The 25,275-nt window shown below is 68.5% G+C and carries 27 protein-coding genes; 23 read left to right on the top strand and 4 right to left on the bottom strand.

Translation table 11 applies throughout. The features are described 5' to 3' along the window. Positions 1 to 11 precede the first annotated feature (11 nt). Genes B9Y82_RS18195 through B9Y82_RS18180 form a run of 4 tightly spaced genes read right to left on the bottom strand, consistent with a single transcriptional unit; the run spans position 12 to position 4,544 of the window. Entirely contained in the window at positions 12 to 1,133 is a 1,122-nt protein-coding gene (locus B9Y82_RS18195; RefSeq protein WP_100474737.1) for a hypothetical protein, read from the bottom strand. A 34-nt stretch (positions 1,134 to 1,167) separates the two neighbouring features. Then, on the bottom strand, positions 1,168 to 1,728 hold the full coding sequence (locus B9Y82_RS18190; protein ID WP_100474733.1) for a hypothetical protein: 561 nt from the start codon (positions 1,726 to 1,728) through the stop codon (positions 1,168 to 1,170). 30 nt (positions 1,729 to 1,758) lie between these two features. Further along, the gene (locus tag B9Y82_RS18185; RefSeq protein WP_100474730.1) at positions 1,759 to 2,178 is read right to left on the bottom strand and encodes an NUDIX hydrolase; all 420 of its coding nucleotides are present in this window, start codon (positions 2,176 to 2,178) and stop codon (positions 1,759 to 1,761) included. Continuing rightward, positions 2,175 to 4,544 (bottom strand): S9 family peptidase, encoded by a 2,370-nt coding sequence (locus B9Y82_RS18180; protein ID WP_100474727.1) that lies wholly within the window; start codon positions 4,542 to 4,544, stop codon positions 2,175 to 2,177. Before B9Y82_RS18180 ends, B9Y82_RS18185 begins: the two co-directional genes overlap by 4 nt. A gap of 236 nt (positions 4,545 to 4,780) precedes the next feature. Between B9Y82_RS18180 and B9Y82_RS18175 the strand changes: the two genes are divergently transcribed. The 23 genes from B9Y82_RS18175 to B9Y82_RS18065 all read left to right on the top strand — a co-directional run bounded on the left by B9Y82_RS18175 (position 4,781) and on the right by B9Y82_RS18065 (position 25,271). Then, a complete protein-coding gene (locus tag B9Y82_RS18175; protein ID WP_005414880.1) occupies positions 4,781 to 5,110 on the top strand; it encodes a hypothetical protein in 330 nt (109 codons plus the stop codon). A 38-nt stretch (positions 5,111 to 5,148) separates the two neighbouring features. After that, positions 5,149 to 5,802 (top strand): RNA polymerase sigma factor, encoded by a 654-nt coding sequence (locus B9Y82_RS18170; protein ID WP_100474723.1) that lies wholly within the window; start codon positions 5,149 to 5,151, stop codon positions 5,800 to 5,802. Continuing rightward, on the top strand, positions 5,799 to 6,014 hold the full coding sequence (locus B9Y82_RS18165) for a hypothetical protein (protein ID WP_100474721.1): 216 nt from the start codon (positions 5,799 to 5,801) through the stop codon (positions 6,012 to 6,014). Before B9Y82_RS18170 ends, B9Y82_RS18165 begins: the two co-directional genes overlap by 4 nt. Positions 6,015 to 6,238: 224 nt before the next feature. Next, positions 6,239 to 7,636, top strand: coding sequence for a cytochrome ubiquinol oxidase subunit I (locus B9Y82_RS18160; protein ID WP_100474718.1), 1,398 nt, complete (start codon positions 6,239 to 6,241; stop codon positions 7,634 to 7,636). Position 7,637: 1 nt separating this feature from the next. Continuing rightward, positions 7,638 to 8,651 (top strand): cytochrome d ubiquinol oxidase subunit II, encoded by a 1,014-nt coding sequence (gene cydB, locus B9Y82_RS18155; RefSeq protein WP_100474715.1) that lies wholly within the window; start codon positions 7,638 to 7,640, stop codon positions 8,649 to 8,651. Positions 8,652 to 8,868: 217 nt separating this feature from the next. Then, the gene (locus B9Y82_RS18150) at positions 8,869 to 9,612 is read left to right on the top strand and encodes a beta-ketoacyl synthase chain length factor (RefSeq protein ID WP_100474710.1); all 744 of its coding nucleotides are present in this window, start codon (positions 8,869 to 8,871) and stop codon (positions 9,610 to 9,612) included. Further along, positions 9,605 to 10,402, top strand: coding sequence for a lysophospholipid acyltransferase family protein (locus tag B9Y82_RS18145; RefSeq protein ID WP_100474707.1), 798 nt, complete (start codon positions 9,605 to 9,607; stop codon positions 10,400 to 10,402). Before B9Y82_RS18150 ends, B9Y82_RS18145 begins: the two co-directional genes overlap by 8 nt. Beyond that, positions 10,389 to 10,646 carry a phosphopantetheine-binding protein gene (locus B9Y82_RS18140; protein WP_005411610.1) on the top strand — a complete coding sequence of 86 codons (258 nt, stop codon included), beginning with the start codon at positions 10,389 to 10,391 and terminating at the stop codon, positions 10,644 to 10,646. Before B9Y82_RS18145 ends, B9Y82_RS18140 begins: the two co-directional genes overlap by 14 nt. 17 nt (positions 10,647 to 10,663) lie before the next feature. Continuing rightward, positions 10,664 to 10,921 carry an acyl carrier protein gene (locus tag B9Y82_RS18135; RefSeq protein WP_005411609.1) on the top strand — a complete coding sequence of 86 codons (258 nt, stop codon included), beginning with the start codon at positions 10,664 to 10,666 and terminating at the stop codon, positions 10,919 to 10,921. 22 nt (positions 10,922 to 10,943) lie between these two features. After that, positions 10,944 to 11,495 carry a hypothetical protein gene (locus tag B9Y82_RS18130; protein WP_100474704.1) on the top strand — a complete coding sequence of 184 codons (552 nt, stop codon included), beginning with the start codon at positions 10,944 to 10,946 and terminating at the stop codon, positions 11,493 to 11,495. Then, the gene (locus B9Y82_RS18125) at positions 11,488 to 13,173 is read left to right on the top strand and encodes an AMP-binding protein (RefSeq protein WP_100474701.1); all 1,686 of its coding nucleotides are present in this window, start codon (positions 11,488 to 11,490) and stop codon (positions 13,171 to 13,173) included. The genes B9Y82_RS18130 and B9Y82_RS18125 overlap by 8 nt, the downstream gene beginning before the upstream one ends. Further along, a complete protein-coding gene (locus B9Y82_RS18120; RefSeq protein ID WP_100474698.1) occupies positions 13,163 to 13,948 on the top strand; it encodes a glycosyltransferase family 2 protein in 786 nt (261 codons plus the stop codon). Before B9Y82_RS18125 ends, B9Y82_RS18120 begins: the two co-directional genes overlap by 11 nt. A 1-nt stretch (position 13,949) precedes the next feature. Continuing rightward, positions 13,950 to 14,891: an acyltransferase gene (locus tag B9Y82_RS18115; RefSeq protein ID WP_100474695.1), complete on the top strand. Its 942-nt coding sequence runs from the start codon at positions 13,950 to 13,952 to the stop codon at positions 14,889 to 14,891. After that, positions 14,881 to 16,431, top strand: coding sequence for an HAL/PAL/TAL family ammonia-lyase (locus B9Y82_RS18110; RefSeq protein ID WP_032960620.1), 1,551 nt, complete (start codon positions 14,881 to 14,883; stop codon positions 16,429 to 16,431). Before B9Y82_RS18115 ends, B9Y82_RS18110 begins: the two co-directional genes overlap by 11 nt. Next, positions 16,418 to 16,849, top strand: a complete 432-nt coding sequence (locus B9Y82_RS18105; RefSeq protein ID WP_014038931.1) for an acyl-CoA thioesterase — start codon at positions 16,418 to 16,420, stop codon at positions 16,847 to 16,849. Before B9Y82_RS18110 ends, B9Y82_RS18105 begins: the two co-directional genes overlap by 14 nt. Before the next feature lie 2 nt (positions 16,850 to 16,851). Next, complete coding sequence (locus tag B9Y82_RS18100) at positions 16,852 to 17,475, top strand: LolA family protein (RefSeq protein ID WP_202908164.1); 624 nt, start codon at positions 16,852 to 16,854, stop codon at positions 17,473 to 17,475. Then, positions 17,447 to 19,822 carry an MMPL family transporter gene (locus B9Y82_RS18095; RefSeq protein WP_100474689.1) on the top strand — a complete coding sequence of 792 codons (2,376 nt, stop codon included), beginning with the start codon at positions 17,447 to 17,449 and terminating at the stop codon, positions 19,820 to 19,822. Before B9Y82_RS18100 ends, B9Y82_RS18095 begins: the two co-directional genes overlap by 29 nt. A gap of 54 nt (positions 19,823 to 19,876) precedes the next feature. After that, positions 19,877 to 21,127, top strand: a complete 1,251-nt coding sequence (locus B9Y82_RS18090) for an NAD(P)/FAD-dependent oxidoreductase (protein ID WP_100474686.1) — start codon at positions 19,877 to 19,879, stop codon at positions 21,125 to 21,127. Further along, complete coding sequence (locus tag B9Y82_RS18085; RefSeq protein WP_100474683.1) at positions 21,115 to 21,672, top strand: DUF3261 domain-containing protein; 558 nt, start codon at positions 21,115 to 21,117, stop codon at positions 21,670 to 21,672. Before B9Y82_RS18090 ends, B9Y82_RS18085 begins: the two co-directional genes overlap by 13 nt. Continuing rightward, entirely contained in the window at positions 21,669 to 22,853 is a 1,185-nt protein-coding gene (locus B9Y82_RS18080) for a beta-ketoacyl-ACP synthase (RefSeq protein ID WP_100474681.1), read from the top strand. Before B9Y82_RS18085 ends, B9Y82_RS18080 begins: the two co-directional genes overlap by 4 nt. Beyond that, the gene (locus B9Y82_RS18075; RefSeq protein ID WP_100474678.1) at positions 22,850 to 23,305 is read left to right on the top strand and encodes a hotdog family protein; all 456 of its coding nucleotides are present in this window, start codon (positions 22,850 to 22,852) and stop codon (positions 23,303 to 23,305) included. Before B9Y82_RS18080 ends, B9Y82_RS18075 begins: the two co-directional genes overlap by 4 nt. Beyond that, a complete protein-coding gene (locus tag B9Y82_RS18070) occupies positions 23,302 to 24,033 on the top strand; it encodes a 3-ketoacyl-ACP reductase FabG2 (protein ID WP_100474675.1) in 732 nt (243 codons plus the stop codon). Before B9Y82_RS18075 ends, B9Y82_RS18070 begins: the two co-directional genes overlap by 4 nt. Then, on the top strand, positions 24,033 to 25,271 hold the full coding sequence (locus B9Y82_RS18065) for a beta-ketoacyl-ACP synthase (protein ID WP_100474672.1): 1,239 nt from the start codon (positions 24,033 to 24,035) through the stop codon (positions 25,269 to 25,271). Before B9Y82_RS18070 ends, B9Y82_RS18065 begins: the two co-directional genes overlap by 1 nt. The last annotated feature ends 4 nt before the right edge of the window (positions 25,272 to 25,275 follow it).

Below are 25,275 nucleotides of genomic sequence, written 5' to 3'. Positions count from 1 at the left end.
AACTCCTGGCGCTACGGCGAACCACGGCCCTCGCGCGCGGTCACGCATTGTGCCGCGTCTGGAACGCGCTGGTAGCGCTGGTAACCGGTCTGCGAATCCATGCCGAGCAGGTCGCCATTGCCGAGCTGGCGCAGGACATGGGTTTCGCCGTTCTGCTGCAGCTGGACCGCACCTTCCTGCAGGCGGCCCCGCGTGCCATCACCGAAGTCGAGCATGTCGACCTGGCCACCCTCGGCCTGGTAGCGGCCACACGGCAGCTGCTGGAGCGGGACCAGGCGTAGATCGGCACCGAGTTCACGCAATGGCGCGGTACGTTCGCAGGCGCTGGCGCGGCCTGCGTCGCAGGCCACCTGCAGCGCCTGTACCGCCAGCGCGGGTTGCAGTGCTTTCAATTGCTGTTCGGCCACTTCGACACAGAAGCGGCCACCGCGGTGCTGCAGGCACAGTCGCTGCAGCTGTTGCAGTGCTGCCAGGGGTAACGGCGGTCCCTCCGGTGCCTTCTCGGCACGTTCCAGGCGCTGATCAACCCGTCGCATGGCGGCGGCCAGATCAGCGTCGGCCAGCGCTTCGCAGGCCTGCGGATCGTGGGTGGGGGTGTGCTCGCGGCAGGCCGGCGGGCGCTCGAAGCGCGCGGTGCCGGCGCCATCGGTCGCTGCCGCGGAGTTGCTTTCGAGCCTTTGCTGCAGCAGTGCCGAGCAACCCGCACCCACGCCCTCGTCGCAGGCGCGCCGGGCCTGGCCGGGTGAGGCCGTTGGCAGCTGCACCATGCAGTAGCTGCCAGCAGCGCGGCAGCTGCCGGCCACAGTGCTGGGCTCGAAAGCGCAGGCCCGGGGCTGGCGCAGGGTGTAGACCATGAGCACGTCGTCCTCGATGCGCCGCCCATCGGCGCTGATCCGGATCGGCTCCGCCACGCCATCGTCGAGCATGACCAGGCGGGTCTGTGCCGCACTGCGATCGACCCACAGCGGCTGCGGCTCACCGATGCCGTTGTGGCGGTAGCCGCTGCTGTGGGTGGTGAACACCAGTGCCATGCCGTCATCGACACTGCGGTACTCGCCGCAGTGCAGCGCGTCGGCGGAAGCAGGTAGTGCGGCGAACAGCAGCAGTGCTGGAAGAAGCGACGGCCAGCGCATGCGACGGTCCTTGTCGGGCAGGGATCGGTGGAACTCAGTGGAAGCGCGAGCGCACGTCGGGGCGCAGCAGGCGCCAGGCCAGCCAACCCTGCAGGCCGAGGAGCACGAACGACATGCCGACCACGGTCAGCGTGATCAGCCAGCGTTTCAGTTGCAGTTCCTGCAGCAGGGCCGGGTCATCGGCCAGGAACGGGATGAGGTCGCCCATGAACACATCCAGCCACCAGGCGACTGCGAAGTTGGTCAAGCCACTCAGCAGCAGCAACAGCACGAAGCTCCACAGGCCCCAGCGCCGTTCGCGCAACAGGCCCCAGCTGGACACGGTCGAGGCCAGGCACAACAGCGCGACGACCATCGACGCGGCCACCGGGTGCGCCAGCAGCCAGATCAGGCTGTGCAGCTGTTGGAGCTGCACTTCGCTTTCCACCAGGCGCCACAGCGCGAGGTTGTGCAGCGGCCACAGCACCAGGCCCTGCAGCACGAAGTAGATCGTCAGCAGCAGCGACAGCCAGAACGAGGCCTGGGCCACCGGGCGCACCCAGGCGTGATAGGCCGGGGAAGGCAGGGAGGGGATCGACGGGATCGACATTGACATCCGATGTCCTTGCAGTCGGCGCCCGCCTGCTCAGCGGGCCGTCACCCGGGTGGCGACCGCCGGCAGGATATGGTGTTCGCTCAAGGGTGCCAAGGGCAGGCCATGCGGTGGCCGCAGCGGAACCCAGGCCAGCTCGGCGATCTCGGCGCGTGCCTGCGGCGTGCCGACCACCTGCACCCACCATGCCTGCGCCTGCACGCGATGGCCGGGCTCGTTCACCGCCCAGTCTTCGAACGCGCCCAGCGCGAGGGCCGACGCGGTGCACAGCTGCACGCCCAGTTCCTCGCGCAGTTCGCGGGCCAACGCCTGCAACGGCGCCTCGCCGGGTTCGGGCTTGCCACCGGGCTGGATGAAGCGGCGGGCGCCGTGCTTGCGCACCACCAACGCCTGGCCGCGGCCATCCAGGATGACCGCAGCCACGATCCGGACCGTGGCTGCGGTGTTGCTCACTTCAGGTTCTGCTCGAACAGCTTGAGGATGCGCTTGTACTGGTCCAGCCAGGAATCAGCACGCACGTAGCCATGGCGTTCCAGCGGGTACGGGGCAATGGACCAGTTGTCCTTGTGCAGCTCAATCAGGCGCTGGGTGAGGTTCACCGAGTCCTGGAAGAACACGTTGTCATCCATCATGCCGTGGGCGATCAGCAGGTTGTCCTGCAGGTTCTGCGCGTACTCGATCGGCGAGGACACGCGGTACGCCTCCGGGTCGATGTCCGGGGTGTTGAGGATGTTGCTGGTGTAGCCGTGGTTGTAGTTGTGCCAGTCGACCACCGGGCGCAGCGCTGCGCCGGCCTTGAAGGTGCCCGGTGCACGGAACAGCGCCATGAAGGTCATGAAGCCACCGTAGGAACCGCCGTAGATGCCGGCGTGGTCACGGTCGCCCTGCTGGGTGTCGACCAGCCAGTCCAGGCCGTCCTTGTAGTCTTCCAGTTCCGGATGGCCCATGTTGCGGTAGATGGCCGTGCGCCAGTCGCGGCCGTAACCCTCGCTGCCGCGGTAGTCCATGTCCAGCACGATGTAGCCCTTCTGCACCAGCAGGTTGTGGAACATCTGCTCGCGGAAATAGGCCGGGTAGCGCTGGTGCACGTTCTGCAGGTAGCCGGCGCCATGCACGAACATCACGATCGGGTACTTCCTGCCCGGTTCCTTGTGTTCGGGTTCGTAGTACTTGGCCCAGACCACGCCGGCACCGTGCTTGGACGGCACCGCCACCAGCTTGGGCTGGATCCACTCACGCGCTTTGTAATCGGCGGTGCGGGTATCGGTCAGCATGCGTGCCTGGCCACCGGCGCTGGGCAGCACCGCCAGCTGCGGCGGCAGGTAGGCACCGGAGTAGCGCACCAGCAGCTGCTGGCCGTCCGGCGACAGCGAGAAGTCTTCCACGCCGTTGAGGCTGGTCAGTTCGCGCACCTGGCGGTTGCCGGTGTCGACCGCGCAGACTTCGTAGTCATGCGGCGCCTGCTGGTTGCACAGGAAATAGAAGCCCTTGCCATCGGCCGACGGCACCGGCGCCGAGGTTTCCCACTTGCCGCTGGTCAGCGCCTGTGGCTTGGCGGTGCCGGCCTGGGTGTACAGGTGCGAGAAGCCCGATTCCTCGGACAGCAGCCACAGCGTGCGGCCATCGGCCATCCAGCCGAAATCGTTGAAGCCCCAGTTGATCCAGGCGTTGTCGGTCAGGCGATGGCGGTTCTGCACGCGGCCATCGGCGGCGTTGACGCTGATGATCCAGCGGTCCTTGTTGTCGTTGGCACGCAGCATCACCGCGGCCTGCTGGCCGTCGGCGCTCCAGCGGATGCCGCCGCCCATGAAGTCGCTCATCACCTGCACGCTGCGCTCGCCCTTCAGCGCATCCTTGCCGGCCTTGCGGCGCAGCTCGGCCAGCGGGTCGGTGCTGATGCCCGGCAAGCCGGACAGCGAGACCTTCTCGGCCTTGCCGGTGCGCACGTCCACGTACCACAGGGTGTGCGGTTCGAAGCCGTTGCGGCCGACGCGCGTGCGGGTGTCCTCGGTTTCTTCGTAGCCCGATTCGGTCACGTACAGCGGCATCTTGCTGGTGCGGCCGTCGTCGAAGTCCTTCGGCTTGGTCACCACGATCAGGTGGGTCAGGTCGGGCGACAGCACGCTGTCACCGATTTCGACGTCGGCGCCCAGGTACACCGGGCCCGGCGCGCGGGTCGGGTCAGCCTGGCGCCAGCGCTGGTCCTGGTCCTTCAGCGCTTCGCGCTGGTCGCGGTCGCGGCGCAGGGTTTCCAGCGTGCGCAGCTGCTGGTCGCGCAGCACATCGGCCTTCGGCGCCGTACGCGGGTCCTTCTCGGCCTTCAGGCTGGCCACCTGCTGCACGCCGCTGGCGGCGGTCCAGTGGAACCAGTTCTGGCCGACACGCCAGATCACGCCGTTGTCGGCGGCGAAGTTCACGTTGCCCGCGCGCTCGTTGCTGCGGGTCAGCTGGGTCAGCGCGCCGCTGCGCAGGTCGCGCACGAACACATCGCCATTGCGGACGAAGGCGCTGCGGCTGCGGCTGCGGTCGTAGACCGGCTCGGCGACGTCCAGGGTGCCGCGCTGGTCATCGGCCACCTGTGCGGCCACGCCGCCGGCCACCGGCTGGCGGAACGTATCGCGTACCGGGCTGCCGTTGCGCTTGAGCTGGTACTCCACCTGCTGGCTGTTCCACGACCACCAGGCCTTCTCGACCGGCGGACCGATCCAGTCCGGGTCGGCCATGGCCTGTTCGATGGTGATCGGCGTCGGCGCGGCATGCGCAGCCGGTGCGGCCAGCACGGCCGACAGCAGGAGGGACAGGGGCAGCACTCGGGACATGGGCGGACGGCACCAGAAGAGGAAACCGGGCAAGCGTAGCAGCCGCAAGGACCCGGGGCAGGGGCCACAGGTCATGGCAGCGGAATCGGCAAAAGGCACCGCCCGAGTCGCTGCGGCGGCGTGTGCGGCATGATGGCCATTCCGTTCGGATGGGACCGGACGCCTGGTGCAACCGGTTGCCGTGGTCGCGCATCCATTCTCCTGAACCCGCATCATCCACCGAACAGGAGCCGACCATGCAGGAACTGATCCCGATCACCCTCTTCATCTGCATCGCCTACGCGATCCACGCCATTGCCGATGCCCGCGCGCGCAGCAAGCTGGTGGCCCCGCACGTGCCGGAGGAAGTGATCCGCTCGTTGGCCGTGCTGGAAGAAGAGCGCCGCCGCCAGGGCGCACTGCGCTGGGGCATCAGCCTGGTCTGCCTGGCCTTGGCCATGGCCCTGCTGGAAGCCATCGGTGCCCGTGACCTGACCTTCGGCGCCGCCGCCGCGCTGGTCGGCAGTGCTGGCCTGGGCCAGCTGCTGGCCTGGCACTTCACCCGTCCTGCCGCACGCAAGGGCTGAGCCAAGGACATGCCACGGGCACAGGGGGCGCCCCGCGCATGAGCCTGCTCGGCGAAGCATTGTCGGCACTGCGGGGCCGTCGTCGCGATGATGCAGCAGCGGCTGCACCGCCCGCCGAGCCGCTGGACGCGGACCAGGCCCTGGTGCGGGCGATCATCGATGGTTCGCAGGCGGCGTTTTCGCAGCTGGTCGAGACCCACCAGCGCACCTGCGCGCATGTGATCGGACGCATGGTCGGCGACCGCGACCAGGTCGCCGACCTGCTGCAGGAAACCTTCCTGGCCGTGTTCCGCCAGCTGCACCGGTTCCGCTTCGAATCCTCGCTGCGCACCTGGGTTTCGCGGGTGGCCTACACCACTGCGCTGCAGCACCTGCGCCGGCGGCGGCTGGAGGCGCAATGGATGGTGGCAGTGGAGGTACCCGAGGAACTGGGGATTGGCGATGAAGGCCCGGGGCCGGCCGAGTTGAGCGAGGCCCTGCAGGCCGGGCGCCAGCTGGGCGCGGCGCTGGAACGACTGAGCGCACCGCAGCGCCTGATCGTCGGCCTGCATTACCTGGAGGATTTCGACCTGGCCGAGATCGAACAGGTGACCGGGCTGGCACGCGGTACCATCAAGAGCCACCTGCACCGCGCGCGCCAGGTCCTGAAGCAGGAACTGACGCGGCATGCCACCGCCGGAGAGCTGCTGTGAACCCACCGACCGACCCTCGCGATGCGGAAGCGCGCGCGCTGGCACAGGCGCTGCGTGAACAGGCACGGCAGGAACAGACGCCGGATGTGAGCGAGGCGCTGCAGAAGCGCATTGCCGTTGAGTCGCGCGACGGTGGCGTGGGCTACGTGGTGGTGCAGGTGCTGTTGTTTGGCGCGCTGCTCGCTGCCGCAGCCTGGTACTTCTGGAACTGAGGCGCCCTCCGGGCGGTGGGCCGCTGCAGTCGCTGTTGGTAGATGCCGACCTTGGCCGGCGTCTGGGTGTGTGCGCCAACCAAGGTTGGCAGCTACCAAAGCGGTAAGTCCTTCGTGCCGCCCTGCGACAAAGTGAAGCAGCGCGTCACCCGGTCGCATCCCGGCTTAACGAAATCCTCCTAAAGTGGTCCGGTATCCCACCGGTCACAGGCAGGAGGCGTCCCTTGGACGCGTTGTTGTTGTCCCGGATCCAGTTCGGATTCGTCATCAGTTTCCACGTGCTGTTCCCCGCCTTCACCATCGGCACGGCCAGCTGGCTGGCCTTCATCGAGTGGCGCTGGCTGCGCACAAAGCTGCCCGTGTGGCGCGAGCTGTATTTCTTCTGGCAGAAGATCTTCGCCGTGTCGTTCGGCATGGGCGTGGTCAGCGGCATCGTCATGGCCTTCCAGTTCGGTACCAACTGGCCGCGGCTGAGCGAGGTGGCCGGCACGGTCATCGGCCCGCTGCTGACCTATGAAGTGCTGACCGCGTTCTTCCTGGAAGCCAGCTTCCTCGGCGTGATGATGTTCGGCTGGGGCCGGGTCTCGCCGCGCCTGCATTTCCTGTCCACCTGCATGGTGGCGCTGGGCACGTTGTTCTCTACGTTCTGGATCCTGTCGTCCAACAGCTGGCTGCATACCCCAGCCGGCTACGAGATGGTCAACGGCGTCGTGCATCCGGTGGACTGGTGGCAGGTGGTGTTCAATCCCTCGTTCCCGTACCGTCTGGCGCACATGGCGTTGGGCTCGTTCATCACCACCTGCTTCGTGATTGGTGGCATCGGCGCGTGGTACCTGCGCAAGGGCACGCACGTCGAAGCAGGCCGGCGCATGCTGGTCGCTGCCGTTGCATTCGCGGCATTGACCGTGCCGGTGCAGATCTTCGTCGGCGACATGCATGGCCTGAACACGCTCAAGCACCAGCCGATGAAGATCGCGGCGATGGAAGCGCACTGGCATGAAACCAGGGAAGGCGAGGGCGTGCCGCTGGTGGTGTTCGCACTGCCGAACGAGAAGGAAGAGCGCAACGATTTCGAAGTGGCCATCCCGAAGCTGGGCAGCGTGATCCTCACCCACAGCCTGGACGGCACCTTCGATCCGCTGACCTCGGTACCGGCCAGCGAACGGCCGCCGGTGACGCCGGTGTTCTTCGCCTTCCGCATCATGGTCGGGCTGGGCACGCTGATGCTGTTGCTGGCCTGGGTGTCAGCGTTCCAGCTGTGGCGCAGGAAGCTGCTGGATTCGCCGTGGCTGCTGCGCGGCTGGAACTGGATGCTGCCCAGCGGCTTCATCGCGCTGCTGTCGGGTTGGTTCGTCACCGAGATGGGGCGCCAGCCGTGGGTGGTGTATGGCGTACTGCGTACCGCTGATGCAGTGGGTCCGCAGAGCGCGTGGATGACCGCGCTGTCGCTGGGCGTCTACGTGGTTGGCTACGCCTTCGTGTTCGGCTGGGGCATCTGGTACCTGGTGAAGATCCTGCGCCACGGGCCGCAGCCGTATGCCGAGGGGCCGTCGCTGGACCATGGCAGCCATACCCCGGCGCGCCCGCTGTCGGCGGCCGACGAACCACTGGAGGAGCGCTGACATGGACCTGATGACCTGGCTGCCGGTGGCGTGGTTCGCGGTGATCGGCTTCGGCGTGCTGATGTACGTGGTGCTGGACGGCTTCGTGCTCGGCATCGGCATCCTTGCCCCGTTCGCCGAGGACGAGGAACAGCTGGACCTGATGATGAACACGGCCGCGCCGATCTGGGACGGCAACGAGACCTGGCTGGTGCTGGGCGGCGCTGGCCTGCTGGCGGCCTTCCCCAAGGCCTATGCGGTGCTGTTGTCGGCGCTGTACCTGCCGGTGCTGCTGCTGGTGGTGGCGTTGGTGTTCCGCGGCGTGGCGTTCGAGTTCCGCTTCAAGGCACATCGTTCGCGCCGGCTGTGGAGCGTGGCATTCGGCCTCGGTTCGCTGCTGGCGACCTTCGCCCAGGGCGTGATCCTGGGCACGCTGGTTCAGGGCATCCCGCTGGTCGACGGTGTCTACCAGGGCGGTGCATTCACCTGGTTCAGCCCGTTCGCGATGCTGACCGGTGCCGCCCTGGTGGCCGGCTATGCGTTGCTGGGCAGCACCTGGCTGATCCTGAAGACAGAGGGACGCGTGCAGGCGCTGGCGCGGCAGATGACGCGGCCGCTGGTGGTGGCGGTGATCGCGGCGATGGGCCTGGTCAGCAGCTGGCTGCCGTTCCTCGATTCGCGGTTGATGGATCGCTGGTTCAGCGACGGCAACTTCTGGTGGCTGTCACCGGTGCCGTTGCTGACCCTGGCAGTGGCTGCCGCGCTGTGGCGCAGCGCCACCCATCCGCGCCGCGACCTGCCGCCGTTCCTGCTCAGCCTGGCCCTGTTCGTGCTCGGCTTCCTCGGCCTGGTGCTGGGCATGTGGCCCTACCTGCTGCCGCCGTCGATGACCCTGTGGCAGGCCGCCGCGCCGGCCTCCTCGCTGGGCTTCACCCTGGTCGGGCTGGTCATTCTGCTGCCGGTCATCCTCGGCTACACGGCCTGGTCGTACCGGGTGTTCCGCGGCAAGGTGCACGCCGATACCGGTTACCACTGATCGATTGAATGCGGGGCCTGCCGGTGCCGGGTCCCGCGTTGGGGAATGTGAAACCTGCACACCCCGTGCAGGACGTGCTAGCGTGCGCTCCTTTCCGGCGGCCAGGGGGGCAGCCGGCGACGTCCTGGACGGACGCACGGCTGCAGGAATGGGGGGCCGCCGCGCGTCGCCGTAATGGCTCGTGCCTATCGTTCTCCCGTTGAAGCACCATCGCTAAATGATCGAATTCTCCATCGTCGACTGGGCCGCCTGGGCGCCCGGCCTGAGCGAGCGTAGCCAGTGGCTGGGCTGGGCCGATGCGCCGTATCCGCCGCAGGGCGAAGACACGCCGGCGCTGGCCGAGATACCGGCGATGCAGCGCCGCCGTATCGAGCGCCTGGGCCGGATGGCGATCCAGGCCGCGTGCTGGTGCGAGGACGGGCAGGGTGCCGACAGCCGGGTACCACTGGTGTTCGCCAGCCGCCATGGCGACGTGGCCCGTTCGATGGATCTGCTTGCGGCGCTGGCCGGCGAGCAGCCGCTGTCGCCGACCGGGTTCGGCCTGTCGGTGCACAACGCGATCGCGGCGCTGTATTCGATCGCCCGCGGCCACCGCGGCAACTACCTGGCGCTGGCCGCAGGCCAAGCCACGGTAGAGACCGCCTGCCTGGAGGCAGCCGGCCTGCTGGCCGATGGTGCCCGCGAAGTGCGGGTGGTGGTCTACGAATCGCCGCTTCCTGAAATTTACGCGACGTTCGCCGACGAACCCGACCCGTTCTTTGCCTGGTGCTGGCGCTTGACCGCGCCAACGCCGGGCCAGCCGACCCTCTCGCTGCAGTGGGAAGCGGCGCCGCATGCCGCGGCCACCGCACCGGGCATGCTGCCGCACGCGCTGGACCTCCACCGCTTCCTGCTCTCCGGCGCGCCGGCGCTGGAGCACGTGGCCCAGGGCCAGCGCTGGCGCTGGGGGCGCCGTGGCTGAGGCGCTGCGCCGCCTCGATCATGCCTGGCGGGTGCTCGGCACCGGCCTGAGCTTTGTCGCATTTGGCGTGGGCGGCCTGCTGCTGGGCGTGCTGGTGATGCCGGTGCTGCTGCTGATGCGCGATCCGGTGGCCCGCCGCCGCCGGGCCCGCCGCGTGGTCCAGGCTGCCTTTGCCAGCCACCTGCGCCTGATGCGTGCGCTGGGGGTGATGACCTACCAGATCGAGGGCGGGGAACGCCTGCAGCGCGACGGTTTGCTGGTTCTGGCCAATCACCCGACCCTGATCGACGTGGTCTGCCTGATCTCGCTGCTGCCCAACGCCGATTGCGTGGTGAAGCGGGCCGTGGCCTGCAACCCGTTCATGCGCGGCCCGGTGCGGGCGGCCGGCTACATCGCCAACGATGACGGGGCGGGCCTGGTTGACGACTGCGTGGCGGCGGTGCATGCCGGCGGTACCCTGGTGATCTTCCCGGAGGGCACCCGCAGCGTGCCGGGCCAGCCGCCACGGCTGCAGCGCGGGGCTGCCAACATCGCCGTCCGCGGCCGGCTGGACATCACCCCGGTGCGGATCACCTGCACCCCGCCCACGCTGACCAAGGGACAGAAGTGGTATCGTGTCCCCTCACGTCGCTTTCACGTTCGGCTGCAGATCGGCGAAGATATCCCGATCGCGCCCTTCCTGGCCGATGACGACTCGCCAAGGGGGGATGCCTTGGCAGCACGCCGCGTCACCGAGCACCTTTCTCGTTATTTCGACCTGTCTGGAGATCCGCCCCGTGCAAGCACTTGAGCACGAGATCAAGGAATTGATCATTTCCTCCCTTTCGCTGGAGGACATCACGCCGGAGGACATCGATCCGACCGCGCCGCTGTTCGTCGAGGGCCTTGGCCTGGATTCGATCGACGCGCTGGAGCTGGGCCTGGCGTTGCAGAAGAAGTACGGTGTCAGCCTCTCGGCCGATTCGGAAGAAACCCGTCGCCATTTCTCCAGCGTGCGCGCGCTCGGCGAGTTCGTCGCCGCCCGCCAGTCGTAACGGCGCCAGGAATTGCCATGACCAAGAATGAACTGTTCGAACGCATCGTCAGCATCCTGACCGACAGCTTCGAGATCGAAACCGCCCGGATCACACCCGAGGCCCGCCTGTACGACGACCTGGACATCGACAGCATTGATGCGGTCGACCTGATCGTGCAGCTCAAGCCGCTGCTCGGCCGCAATCTGCAGCCGGAGGCGTTCAAGGCCGTGCGCACCGTACAGGACATCGTCGATGTCGTGCACGGGCTGCTGCCGGACCAGGCAGCCGCCTGACCGCAGCGCCGGCGGCTTCGCCATGGCTCGCGCACGTACCGTCGTGGTGGCAGCGATTTCGCTGGCTTACCCGCTGCTGGTGTACCTGGCGATGGGCCGCTTCGAGCCGCGCTGGCTGTCGCTGCTGCTGTTCACCCTGGCCCTGCTGCGTGCGCTGAGCACGCGCCAGCCGTTGTGGTGGGCCGCCGCCGCCGGCACCGGCCTGCTGGCAGTGCTGGCCACCGTGCTGAACCAGGCCCTGCCGCTGAAGCTGTACCCGGCGCTGGTCAACGCGGTGATGCTGGTGGTGTTCGGCACCAGCCTGCGCTTCGGGCCGCCGCTGGTGGAGCGCCTGGCGCGGCTGCAGGAGCCGGACCTGCCGCCGTTCGCGGTGGCCTATACCCGCCGCGTCACCCAGGTGTGGTGCGGCTTCTTCGTTCTCAACGGCAGCCTGGCCCTGCTGACCGCGCTGTACGCGTCGGACCGGGTCTGGATGCTCTACAACGGATTGTTGGCGTACGTGATGATGGGCGTGTTGTTCGCGGGTGAGTGGCTGGTACGGCGGCGGGTGAAGGCGGCGCACGCGCATGGCTGACTGGATTGCCCTGGACCGGTTGCTGCTGGAGGCACGGCCGCAGCGCAGCGTCGGCCTCTGCGACGGGGAGGTGATTGACCACGCCGGCTTCCGCCAGCACGTACTGGCCTGGCGCGCCACCTTTGCGGCCGCCGAAGGCCGCGACTGGGCCCTGTACTTCGACGACGCCGTGGCCTTTGCCGCAGCGCTGTTCGGTGCCTGGCACGCCGGCAAGCGGGTGTTCCTGGCCGCCGACAACCTGCCGGCCACGCTGCAGGCGCTGCAGCCGCGGGTGAGCGGTTTCGCGGGCGATGTCTGCGCTGATTACCACCCGCTGGCGGTGCGGGACGCCGTGCTGGACGATGAACTGCAGGCGCTGGACGAGCGCGCCTGCGAACTGTGCGTGTTCACCTCCGGCAGCACCGGCCAGCCCAGTGCGATCGGCAAGCGCCTGGACCAGCTGGCGCGCGAGGTGGAGGCATTGCAGGCCGCGTTCGGTGCGCAGATGGAGGGTGTGCAGGTCCATGGCACGGTGTCCCACCAGCACATCTACGGGCTGCTGTTCCGCGTGTTGTGGCCGCTGGCCGCCGGCCGCCTGATCCATCCGCGCAGGTTCTTCCACGAAGACCTGGTGGGCGCGCTGGCTGGTGCCGACACAGTGCTGGTGGCGACGCCGGCCCACCTCAAGCGTCTGCCTGAGCAGCTCGACTGGGCCAGCCTGCATGGCCGCCTGCGCGCGGTGTTCTCTTCCGGCGGCCCGCTGCCGGAAGACGCGGCGCGGCAGGTACGGCAGTGGCTGGGCGTGGCCCCAACCGAGGTCTATGGCAGCAGCGAGACTGGCGGCATCGCCTGGCGCCGCTGGGACACCGACCTGCCGCCATGGCAGCCGCTGCCGGGCGTGCAGTGGCGGATCGGCGACGGCTGCCTGGCGGTGGCCTCGGCGCATCTGGAAACCCCCGACTGGTGGCGTACCCAGGACCGCGTTGAAGCGTTGGCCGATGGCCGCTTCCGCCTGCTGGGCCGCGCCGACCGCATCGTCAAGATCGAAGAACGCCGCGTGTCGCTGGATGCGCTGGAACGCGCGCTGCGCGAAGACGCCGAAGTGGATGACGCGCGCGTGCTGGTGCTGCCCGGGCAGCGCGAGCAGCTGGCCGCGGTGGTGGTACCGGCTGACCCGACGCTGCTGGAGGGCGGTGATGCCGCGCGCCGCGCGCTGGGCCAGCGCCTCGGCGCGCGTCTGGCGCATGCGCATGACGCGGTGACCCGGCCGCGCCGTTGGCGCCTGGTGCCGTCGCTGCCGATCAACGCGCAGGGCAAGGTGACCCAGGCCGCCCTGGCAGCGCTGTTCCAACCGCTGATGCCGGTGCCGTCATGGGACCGCCGCGATGCCGCCAGCGCCACCCTGCGCATGATCCTGGACCCGGCGCTGAGGCCGTTCCAGGGCCACTTCACGCAGGCGGCGATCCTGCCCGGCGTGGCGCAGCTGGACTGGGCGGTGCGTTTCGGCCGCCAGGCGTTTGCGATGCCGGCGGCGTTCCTGCGCATGGACGCAGTGAAGTTCCAGCACGTGGCCCGCCCGGGCGATGAGCTGACCCTGCAGCTGGACTGGGATGCCGCACGCAACGTGCTGGCCTTCCGCTACACCTCCAGCCACGGCGTGCATGCCAGCGGCAAGGTGGTTTTCGCTGATGCGGACTGACCCGGCCGTTGCCGGTGCCGCGTTCGCGCCACTGGTGGTGATTCCCGTCTACGACCACGAGCACGCCATCGCGGCGGTGGTCGACGGCGTGCAGGCCGCCGGCCTGCCCTGCCTGCTGGTCGACGATGGTTCGCGGGCCTCCTGCGCGGCGGTGCTGCGTTCGCTGGCACAGCGCCAAGGGGTCGACCTGCTGCGCCTGGACATCAACCAGGGCAAAGGTGGGGCGATGCTGGCCGGCTTTGCCGAGGCCGGTGCGCGTGGCTACAGCCACGTGCTGCAGATCGATGCCGACGGCCAGCACGACACCGGTGACCTGCCGCGCTTCATCGAGGCGGCGCAGGCGCAGCCGGATGCGGTGATCTGCGGCATTCCGGCCTACGATGCCAGTGTTCCGAAGACGCGTCTGTACGGCCGCTACGCGACCCATATCTGGGTCTGGATCAACACGCTGTCGCTGCACCTGCGCGACACCATGTGCGGCTTCCGCGTGTATCCGCTGCCGCCGGTACTGCGCCTGATCGGTGAAGAGACCATTGGCCGGCGCATGGATTTCGATACCGAAGTGATGGTGCGCCTGTATTGGCGGCAACTGCCGGTCGAGCATCTGGCCACGCGCGTGACCTATCCATCCGATGGCGTGTCGCACTTCGATGTGTGGCGTGACAACGTGCGCATCAGCCGGATGCATACCCGCCTGTTCTTCGGCATGCTCTGGCGCGCACCGCGCCTGCTGTGGCGCCGCCTGCTGTGGCGCCGCCTGCGGGGGCAGCGCTGAGATGGCGGCCGCGCAGGGTGCCCCGCACTGGGCCGACATCGGCGAATCCACCTCGGTGGCCGGCGTGCTGTTCCTGTGCTGGGTGCACCGCTGGTTCGGGCGCTGGCCGTTCCGCCTGTGCGTGTGGCCGGTGGTGGCCTGCCATTGGCTGGGCAACCGCGTTGGACGCCAGGCCTCGATGCAGTACCTGCAGCGTCTGCAGGCGCACAGTGGCGCGCTCGGCCGCACGCCGACCCGGCGTGACAGCCTGCGCCACTTCTTCGCGTTTGCCGACACGATGCTGGACAAGATCCTCGGGCTGGGCGGGCGTTATCCGGCCGGACGCATCCACCTGCATCGCGACCTGGTGCTGGAAAAGATCGCGCGCCGCGAAGGCGGGCTGATCCTCACCGCGCACATCGGCTGCCTGGAACTGTGCCAGGTGCTGGCCGAACAGGTGCCGGGGTTCCGCATCACCGTGCTGGTGCATACCGCGCACGCGCAGCGCTTCAACCGCCTGCTGCAGCGGCTGGACCCGCTGGCGGCGGTGGAACTGGTGCAGGTGACCGAAATGGGGCCGGCCACTGCGGTGATGCTGGCTGAGCGCGTGGCGGCGGGTGGCTTCGTCGCCATCGTTGGCGACCGCACGCCGGTACAGGGCGGCCGCAGCGTCACCGCTGAATTCCTTGGCCACCGCGCGCCGTTCCCGATCGGCGCCTATGTGCTCGCCGCCGCGCTCGGTTGCCCGGTCTACACCATGGCCTGCCTGCACCAGGGCGAGGGCTATCGCGTGGCATTTGAACAGTTCGCCGAGCGCATCGTGCTGCCGCGTGGCTCGCGCGACGCCGCACTGGCCGAACAGGCACAGCGCTTCGCGCGCTGGCTGGAACTCCAGGTCATCCAGTCCCCGTTGGACTGGTTCAATTTCTTCCCCTTCTGGGATCAGGCTCCGCATGACGACTGACGCCGTACCCGTGTGCCGCTTTGGCGATGCACCGTTGACCATTGAAGACGTGGTTGCCCTGGCCCAGCGCCAGTGCGAGGCCGCACTGAGCGACGCGCCGGCGTTCCGCGCGCACATCCAGCGCGGTGCCGATTTCCTCGACCGCCTGCTGCGCGAGGACGGCGTGATCTACGGTGTGACCACCGGCTACGGCGACTCGTGCACGGTGAACATCCCGCCGGCGCTGGTGGCGGAACTGCCGCACCACCTGTACACCTACCACGGCTGCGGCCTGGGCCGTTACCTGGACCCGGTCGAGACCCGCGCCGTGCTGGCCGCGCGCCTGGCGTCGCTGGTGCGCGGCATGTCCGGTGTCAGCGTGCCGCTGCTGGAAGGCTTGGCCACGCTGCTGCAGCACGACGTGCTGCCGATGATTCCGGCCGAAGGCTCGGTGGGTGCCAGCGGTGACCTGACGCCACTTTCATACGTGGCGGCGGTGCTGTGCGGTGAGCGCGAGGTGCTGCACGACGGTCGCGTGCAGCCGGCGGCGGAGGTGCTGGCGAAGATCGGCATGACCCCGCTGAAGCTGCGGCCGAAGGAAGGCCTGGCGATCATGAACGGCACCGCGGTGATGACCGGCCTGGCCTGCCTGGCCTGGCAGCGCGCCGATTACCTGGCGCGCATGGCGACACGCCTGACCGCGTTCAACGTGCTGGCCAGCGACGGCAACGCGCACCACTTCGACGAAACCCTGTTCGCGGCCAAGCCGCACCCGGGCCAGGGCCGCATCGCCGCGCGCCTGCGCAGCGACCTGCACAGCGAGCGTCCGCCGCGCAATGAACAGCGCCTGCAGGACCGCTACTCGCTGCGCTGCGCACCGCACGTGATCGGCGTGCTGGAGGACAGCCTGCCGTTCCTGCGCCAGCTGATCGAAACCGAGCTGAACAGCGCCAACGACAACCCGCTGATCGACGCCGATGGCGAGCGCATCCTGCACGGCGGCCATTTCTACGGCGGCCACATCGCGCTGGCGATGGACACCCTGAAGAACACCGTGGCCAACGTTGCCGATCTGCTCGACCGGCAGCTGGCACTGGTGGTTGATGCCCGCTACAACCACGGCCTGCCGGCCAACCTGTCGGCGGCCACCGGCCCGCGCGCAGCCATCAACCATGGCTTGAAGGCGCTGCAGATCAGTGTTTCGGCCTGGACTGCCGAAGCGCTCAAGCAGACCATGCCGGCCAGCGTGTTCTCGCGTTCCACCGAGTGCCACAACCAGGACAAGGTCAGCATGGGCACCATCGCCGCGCGCGACTGCCTGCGCGTGATCGAGCTGACTGAACAGGTGGTGGCCGCGATGCTGATCGCCGCCCGCCAGGGCCTGGCGCTGCGCGAACGGGTTGGCCTGAACGCGCAGCTGCATGGCAGTCTGGCCGACATGTACGCCGACCTCGGGCAGCGCATCGCCCTGGTTGAAGAAGACCGCGCGCTGGATCGCGAACTGCGGGAACTGCTGGTGGAGATCCGCGCGCAACGTTGGGAGCTGTATGCCGGTGAATGAGGCCATCGAACGGGTCGGCGAGATTGCGCTGACCCCTGCCTTCCATGACTGCGATCCGATGAACGTGGTCTGGCATGGCAACTACTTCAAGTACTTCGAGATCGCGCGCTGTGCGCTGCTCGGGCGCTACGACTACGATTACCCGCAGATGCTCGAATCGGGCTACCTGTGGCCGGTGGTCGATGCCCGGGTGAAGTACGTGCGCCCGTTGCTGTTCAACCAGGCGCTGCGCGTGATCGCGCGCATCGTGGAATGGGAGAACCGGCTGAAGATCGAGTACGAAATCGTCGATGCGCAGAGCGGCCAGGTGCTGACCCGCGCGATGACCATCCAGGTCGCGGTGGACGCGGCCAGCAAGGAAATGCTGTACCAGTGCCCGCCGGTACTGTGGGAACGCCTGGGAGTGCCTGCCCCGTGAACATGCTTGCCCGTCTTCCGAGCGTGCTGCTGTGCGCGCTGATGTTCGTTGCCGCACCGCAGGTGCAGGCGGCCGACCCCGCCATCGATGCGATCACCCAGGCGGTGGCGCGGCCGGACGTGCTGCGCGGCCAGTTCAGCCAGGAAAAGCAGGTCAGCGGCTTCAAGAACCCGTTGCGCTCGCAGGGCCGGTTCGTGGTCGCGCGCCAGCACGGCGTGATCTGGTCCACGCTCAAGCCGTTCCCCTCCGAGGTGGTGGTCACCGCCGACCGCATCCTCAGCCGCCAGCGCGATGGCAGCACCCGCGTCGAGCTCGATGCGCGGCAGCAGCCGGCGATGCGTTCGGTGAACGCGATCATGTTCGCGCTGATGAGCGGCGACGTGCAGGCGCTGTCCAGCCAGTTCAAGGTGGCGGCCAGCCGTGAAGGGCAGGGCTGGCGGCTGCGCCTGACGCCGAAGTCGGCGATGCTGGCCAAGGCTTTCGAATCGCTGACCCTGCAGGGCGACCGCTACGTGCGCCAGGTCGAGATCGTGGAGGCCAACAAGGACCGCACGCAGATCCAGTTCAGCGCATTGAGCGAGGCGCCGGCCACGCTCGATGCGGACGAGGCGCGCCGCTTTGAGTGAGGCCGTGGCATCGAATGCACCGGAGCGGTTGCGGCGCTGGTGGCACTGGCTGGGCATCGCCTGGCTGGTGCTGCTGCTGGTGCTGGGCGCACAGCAGTGGCAGCTGTGGAGCCAGCAATCGCGGATCGACACCGACATCCTCGCGCTGTTGCCGCAGGATGCGCATGACCGCCTGCTGAGCGACGTCACCCGGCGCATCGCAGATGGCAGCTCGCGGCAGGTGGTGGTGCTGCTCGGCAGCAAGGACGGCGCCGCCGCCAAGCGTGCGCAGGCCGCCTTTGCCGCGGCCATGGCCAAGGACGCCGACCACGCCTTGCTGGTGCCCAGCGGTTCGATCGAAGGCTGGTTCGATGAGGCGCGCGCGTTCTACGCGCCGTACCGCGACCGCCTGTTGACCCCCGCCCAGCGCGAGCAGCTGCAGGTCAGCGAGCCGGCCGCGTTGGCCGAGCAGGCCTTGGCTGCGCTGTACGGCCCGATGGGCGCCCCGCGCCTGACCGACTGGCGGCAAGACCCGTTGTCGCTGTGGCCGCAATGGTGGCAGCAGCAGGCACAGGGTTCAGGATTGCGGCTGGGGGACGACGGCCTGCTCGAGGCCGAAGGCAAGCATTGGGCCGCGCTGCAGTTCGACACGCCGGGTTCGGCGTTCCAGCTCGATGGTGAGCGCCATCTCGATGGCCTGCTGGAGCGCGCCGGGCAGGCCGCCAGGGCGGCGGCGCCCGAGCTGGAAATCCTGCATGCCGGCGTGCCGCTGCACGCCGAGGCGGCTGCGGTGCAGGCCAACCAGGAGATCAACACCATCGGCTGGGGCTCGCTGGCCGCGGTGCTGCTGCTGGTATGGCTGGCGTTCCGCTCGCTGCGGCCGATCCTGCTGGTCGCCGCATCGTTGCTGATTGGCTGTGGCGTGGCGCTGGCGGTGACGGTGCTGGTGTTCGGCAAGGTGCACGTGCTCACCCTCGTGTTCGGTGCCTCGCTGGTGGGCGTGGCCGAGGATTACGGCATCCACTGGTTTGCCTCGCGCCAGGCCGAGCCGGCCGATCGCCGCTGGAAACTGCTGCGTCACCTGTTGCCGGGCCTGTGGCTGGCCCTGCTGACCAGCGCGCTGGCCTACGTGGCACTGGGCCTGGCGCCGTTCCCGGGCCTGCGCCAGATGGCGCTGTTCTCGGTGGTCGGCCTGGCTGCCGCCTTCCTTACCGTGATCTTCTGGTTCCCGTGGCTGGATGGCGGCGAGATCCGCCAGACCCGTTTCTCGCAGTGGCTGGGCAACACGCTGGAGCGCTTCCCGCGCCTGCATGGCCGCCGCAGGGTGACGATGTTCCTGGTGATCACGCTGGCGCTGTCTGCCATCGGTATTGCCCGCCTGCAGAGCAATGACGACCTGCGCAGCCTGCAGTCCTCGCCGCCGGCATTGATGGCCCAGCAGATCCGCCTGAGCCAGCTGCTGGGCATGCCCAGCCCGGCGCAGTTCTACCTGGTGCAGGGCAGTGACGCCGCACAGCTGCTGCAGCGTGAGGAAGCGCTGACTGAACGCCTGCGTGTATTGGCCAATGAGAAGCGCATTGGTGGCTACCGCGCGATCAGCGACTGGTTGCCGTCGCCGGCGCGCCAGCAGGCCGACGCCGCGCTGACCGCGAAGGTGGAACCGGGCGTGCTGGCTGCGGTGTCCGATGCGGTCGGCGAACCCCTGCCGCGCCCGGACTTCGCCGCCACGCCGCTGACTGCCGAGGCGTTCCTGGCCTCGCCGGCCTCGCAGCCGTTCCGTCATCTGTGGGTAGGCAAGGTCGGTGGGCAGATGATCAGCGTGGTGATGGTCGATGACCTGTCGCGCGCCGATGCGCTGGCCACCCTGCGTGGGGCGGCCGAGGGCCTGGCGGGTGTGCGCTGGGTGGACCGCACCGCCGACTTCTCGCAGCTGCTGGGCCACTACCGCAAGCTGATGGGTGGGCTGCTGCTGGTCGGCATCGTGCTGGTGTTCGGTGCGCTGTGGCTGCGTTACCGCCACCAGGCCTGGCGCGTGTTCGCCCCGACCCTGGTTGCCGGCGCGCTGACCCTGGGCCTGCTGGGCCTGTTCGGCCAGCCGCTGCAACTGTTCAACGTGCTGGCACTGATGCTGCTGCTGGGCATGGGCATCGACTACGGCATCTTCCTGATCGAGCACCGCGGCGATGCCAGCGCGTGGCTGGCGGTGTGCGTGGGTGCCGCCAGTACCTGGCTGTCGTTCGGCCTGCTGGGACTGTCGCAGACGCCGGCGCTGCGCGCGTTCGGCCTGACCCTGCTGTTCGGCATTGGCCTGGTCTGGCTGATCTCGCCGTTGTTCCGGCCGCCGCCGCACGATCTGCCGCCGGCCTGAGCCGGTTCTCCGACCTCCTTACTTTCCACTTGATCGAGCAACAAGGACGCACCGATGAATACTGCTGTGGATGCTGTCGAACGTACTGAAATCCTGATCATCGGCGCCGGCCCGGCCGGCTCCGTGGCCGCGGCGATGCTGCGCCAGCAGGGCCGCCAGGTGCTGATGCTGGAGCGCCAGCAGTTCCCGCGCTTCTCCATCGGTGAAAGCCTGCTTCCGCAAAGCATGGAATACATCGAAGCCGCCGGGCTGTTGCAGGACGTGGTCGAAGCAGGTTTCCAGCACAAGAACGGCGCTGCCTTCGTGCATGGCGAGGCGCGCACCGCGTTCGACTTCAGGAAGAAGTTCTCGCCAGGCTGGGGCACCACCTACCAGGTGCAGCGCGCCGACTTCGACAACGTGCTGGCGCGCGGCGCCGAGCGCATGGGCACCACGCTGCGCTTCGGCGATGAAGTGCTTGCGGTCGAGCCGGGCGAGCAACCGGCGGTGACCGTGCGTCGCCCGGACGGCAGCGAGTACCGCATCGAGGCCGATTTCATCCTGGATGCGTCCGGTTTCGCGCGCCTGCTGCCGCGCCTGCTGCAGCTGGAATCGCCGTCCAATTTCCCGGTGCGTGGCGCGATCTTCTGCCACGTGCGCGACAACATTCCGGCTGAAGCGGACTTCGACCGCAACAAGATCCTGATCACCACCCACCCCGAGCACATCGACGTCTGGTACTGGACGATCCCGTTCTCCAACGGCTGCTGCTCGCTGGGCGTGGTTGCCGAACCGTCGTTCTTCGAACGCTACGAGGGCGACGACCTGCAGAAGCTGCAGGCCATCGTTGGCGAGGACCCCAACCTGACCCGCCTGCTGGCCAATGCCGAATGGGCGGTGCTGCCGGTACGCCGCATCACCGGCTACTCGGCCAATGTCAGCTCGCTGTGGGGCCCGGGCTACGCCCTGCTGGGCAATGCCGGCGAGTTCCTCGACCCGGTGTTCTCCTCCGGCGTCACCATCGCCTTCAAGTCGGCGCAGTTGGCCAGCGAATGCCTGGCGCGCCGTTATGCCGGTGAAACCATCGACTGGGAAGCCGAGTTCTCGATCCCGCTGCGTGCCGGTGTGAAGACCTTCCGCCGCTTCGTCGAAAGCTGGTACGAAGGCGGGTTCCAGAAGATCATCTACCACCCGCAGCAACAGCCCGAAGTGCGCGACATGATCAGTTCCATCCTGGCCGGCTACGCCTGGGACACCAACAATCCGTATGTGGCCGACGAAAGCGGCCGCCGCATGCGCGTGCTGGAGCAGCTGTGCAGCGCGTGATCGCCCGTACCGTGGCCGTGCTGTTGTGCCTGCTGCTGGTGGCCTGTGCCGGCCGCATGCCGAAGCCGCAGGTGGAACTGCCGCCGCTGCGCCTGTCGCCGGCCAGCCTGCCGTCGCCGTTGGCGCTGCAGCAACAGCTGCATTTCCGTTTCGGCAGCCATGAGCGCGACCTCGACGCCTTGCTGGAAGCCGACGCGCAGCAGGTGCGGCTGGCGGTGCAGGCGATGGGGCAGACCGGCGTGCGCCTGCAGTGGGACGGCCAGCAACTGACCCAGCAGCGCGCGCCGTGGCTGCCGCCACAGGTGCGTGCCGAACGTGTGCTGGATGACCTGCAGTTCGCGCTGTGGCCGACCGCGGCCATTGCCGCCGCGTTGCCAGCAGGTTGGAATGTCAGCGATGACGGTCATCAGCGCAGCCTGTCGCGCGACGGCACGGTGTGGCTGCAGCTGCAGCGCCTGGACGATGGCAGCGTGCAGCTGGACAACCGCGCCGAAGGCTACGCCCTGCGCATCGAGTCGATCGACATGGCCGGGCAGGACCCATGAGTGCACCGATCTACCTGAATGATCTGGGCGTGGTCTGTGCGCTCGGCGATGGCCGTGCCGCTGTGACGTCGGCACTGTTCGCCGACGCGCCGGGCGGGCTCAGTGACAACGACAGCCTGTTGCCGGGACGTACCCTGGCGCTGGGAGAAGTCCGCACGCCGCTGCCGACGCTGGATGACCTGCCGGTGGCCCTGCGCGGGCGCAACAACGCCCTGCTGGACGTGGCACTGGCGCAGATCGCACCGGCAGTGGCCGCCGCGATTGCCCGCCATGGCGCCGAGCGCGTGGCGGTGGTGCTGGGTACCAGCACCTCCGGCATCGGTGAATCCGAGCAGGCCCTGCGCAGCCACGCCGAACAGGGCCAGTGGCCGCAGGGCTTCGACTACGCCCAGCAGGAAATGGGCACTGCCGCGCAGTTCGTGCGCCAGCGCAGTGGCGCGCAGGGGCCGGCATGGACCCTGTCCACCGCCTGCTCGTCCAGCGCCAAAGCGCTGATGTCGGCCGCGCGCATGCTGCGCGCCGGCATCGTCGATGCGGTGATCGCCGGGGGCGCCGATTCGCTGTGCCGTTTCACCGTGGCCGGCTTCAGCGCGCTGGAATCGGTATCGGCATTGCGCTGCAATCCGTTCTCGCAGCATCGCGCCGGCATCAACATCGGCGAGGGGGCGGCGTTGTTCCTGCTCACCCGCGAGCCCGGCCCGGTATGCCTGGCCGGGTGGGGCGAGTCGGCCGATGCGCACCACATGTCGGCCCCCGATCCGCAGGGGCTGGGCGCCATCGATGCCCTGCAGCAGGCGCTGCTGCGTGCCGGCTGGGCGGCCGACGAAGTGGACTACGTGAACCTGCATGGCACCGCCACCGGCCACAACGATGCGATGGAAAGCCTGGCGGTCTCGCAGGTGCTGGGCAACAGCGTGCCGGCCAGTTCGACCAAGCCATTGACCGGCCATACGCTGGGCGCCTCGGGTGCGATCGAGGCGGCACTATGCTGGATCCTGCTGGCCGAGAACCCACAGCAGCTGCTGCCGCCCCACTGGTGGGACGGCGTGGCCGATCCCGCATTGCCGGTGCTGCCGCTGGTCGTGCCGGGCTTCCGCCTGGCGCACCCCCCGCGGCGGGTGCTGAGCAATTCGTTCGCCTTCGGCGGCAGCAATGCCGTGCTGGCGCTGGAGCGCCGATGAACACGCTGTACGCGATCGAAGACGTGGTCCCGCACCGCCAGGACATGTGCCTGCTGGAGCGCATCACGCGGTGGGACCAGGACGCCATCGAGGCCGAACTGGTGGTGCCCGAGGCCGGCCTGTTCGTGGAGAACGGCGAGGTGCCGGCGTGGGTCGGCATCGAATACATGGCGCAGGCCATCGCGGCCTGGGCCGGCTGCCGAGCGCGTGCGGCCGGCAAGCCACCGCAGCTCGGCTTCCTGCTCGGCAGCCGGCGCTACAGCAGCCGCTGCAGCGGCTTTCCCAGTGGCACCCGGCTGCGCGTACAGGCGCGCTGCGAGCTGTTGGGTGACAATGGATTGGGGATGTTCGCCTGCCGCATCCTGGCGGGCGAGGACGAATGGGCGACAGCCAACGTATCGGTGTTCGAACCGGCCGATGCGATGGCCTATCTGGAGAGTGGACAGGCATGACAGGGAATCGAAGCGTGCTGGTGACCGGCGCCAGCCGGGGTATCGGCCGGGCCATCGCGCTGCGCATCGCGCGTGATGGCTTCGACGTGGTGGTGCATTGCCGCAGCCGCGTGGAAGAGGCACAGGCCGTGGTGGCCGAGATCCAGGCCCTGGGCCGGCAGGCCCGCGTGCTGGCGTTCGACGTAGCCGACCGCGAGGCCGCACGCGCTGCGCTGGAGGCCGATGTCGAAGCACACGGCGCGTACTACGGCGTGGTCTGCAATGCCGGCATCGCCCGCGATGGCGCCTTCCCGGCGCTGTCGGCGGAGGATTGGGACCAGGTCATCCACACCAACCTGGATGGCTTCTACAACGTGCTGCATCCGCTGATCATGCCGATGGTGCGGCGGCGCAAGCCGGGCCGCATCGTCACCCTGTCGTCGGTGTCCGGGCTGGCCGGCAACCGCGGCCAGGTCAACTACAGCGCGGCCAAGGCCGGCATCATCGGTGCCACCAAGGCACTGGCGCTGGAACTGGCCAGCCGCCAGATCACCGTCAACTGCGTGGCCCCGGGCCTGATCGAGACCGAAATGCTCAACGATGAAGTGATCGAACATGCGCTCAAGCTGATTCCCGCCGGCCGTGTCGGTCGGCCGGAGGAAGTGGCAGCCACGGTTGCCTTCCTGCTGTCCGAACCGGCCGGCTACATCACCCGCCAGGTGATCTCGGTGAACGGGGGCATGCTCTGATGGCCGCCGATCGTCGCGTGGTGGTTACCGGTGCCGCCGCCATCAGTCCGCTCGGCCACGACTGGCCCACCATCGAGGCGCACCTGCGCAGCTGCCGCAATGCCGTGCGCACGATGCCCGAATGGGACGTCTATGCCGGGCTGAACACCAAGCTGGCCGCGCCGGCGCAGGACTTCGAGCTGCCGCCGAACTACAACCGCAAGACCACCCGCTCGATGGGCAAGGTCGCGATCATGTCGGTGCGCGCCACCGAGGTGGCGCTGCGCGAAGCCGGCCTGCACGAGCACCCGGTACTGCGCAGCGGCCGCACCGGCGTGGCCTACGGCTCGTCCTCGGGCAGCCATGAGGCTACCGGCGAATTCGGTCGCATGCTCAACGAATTCACCACCGACGGCATCAGCGCCACCACCTACCTGAAGATGATGAGCCACACGGCGCCGGTCAACATCGGCGTGTTCTTCGGGTTGTCCGGGCGCGTCTACACCACCTCCAGTGCCTGCACTTCCGGCAGCCAGGGCGTGGGCGCGGCCTATGAAGCGATCCGCAGTGGCAAGCAGACGGTGATGGTGGCCGGCGGCGCCGAGCAGCTCGATGCCACCGCAGCAGCGGTGTTCGACACGTTGTTCGCCACCAGCGTGCGCAATGACGCACCGCAGACCACCCCGCGCCCGTTCGATGCCGGTCGTGACGGCCTGGTGCTGGGCGAGGGCGCCTGCACATTGATCCTGGAAGACCTGGAGCACGCGCAGGCACGCGGCGCCACCATCCTTGCCGAGGTGGTCGGCTACGGCACCAACAGCGATGGCCAGCACGTCACCCAGCCCAGCGCCGACACCATGGCCCAGGCCATGCGCCTGGCGCTGGAGGATGCCGGCCTGGAGCCGGCGCAGATCGACTACGTCAACGCGCACGGCACTGCCACCGACCACGGTGACATCGCCGAAACCCAGGCGACCGCGCAGGTGTTCGGCAGCCGCGTGCCGATCAGCTCGCTGAAGAGCTACGTCGGCCACATGCTGGGTGCATGTGGTGCGTTCGAGGCCTGGCTGAGCATCGAGATGATGCGCGCCGGCTGGTTCGCGCCGACCCTGAACCTGGCCGAGGTCGATCCGCGCTGTGGCCAGCTCGACTTCATCACCGGACAGGGCCGCGAACTGCAGGCCGAGTACGTGATGAGCAACAACTTCGCCTTCGGCGGCATCAACACCTCGCTGGTGTTCCGCCGATGGCGCGAGTGATCCA

It is taken from the genome of Stenotrophomonas maltophilia, from assembly GCF_002799155.1.
GTDB classification, from domain to species: domain Bacteria; phylum Pseudomonadota; class Gammaproteobacteria; order Xanthomonadales; family Xanthomonadaceae; genus Stenotrophomonas; species Stenotrophomonas maltophilia_R.
The sequence above is the reverse complement of the archived record's forward strand: the minus strand, read 5'-3'. Positions and strand labels throughout refer to the sequence as shown.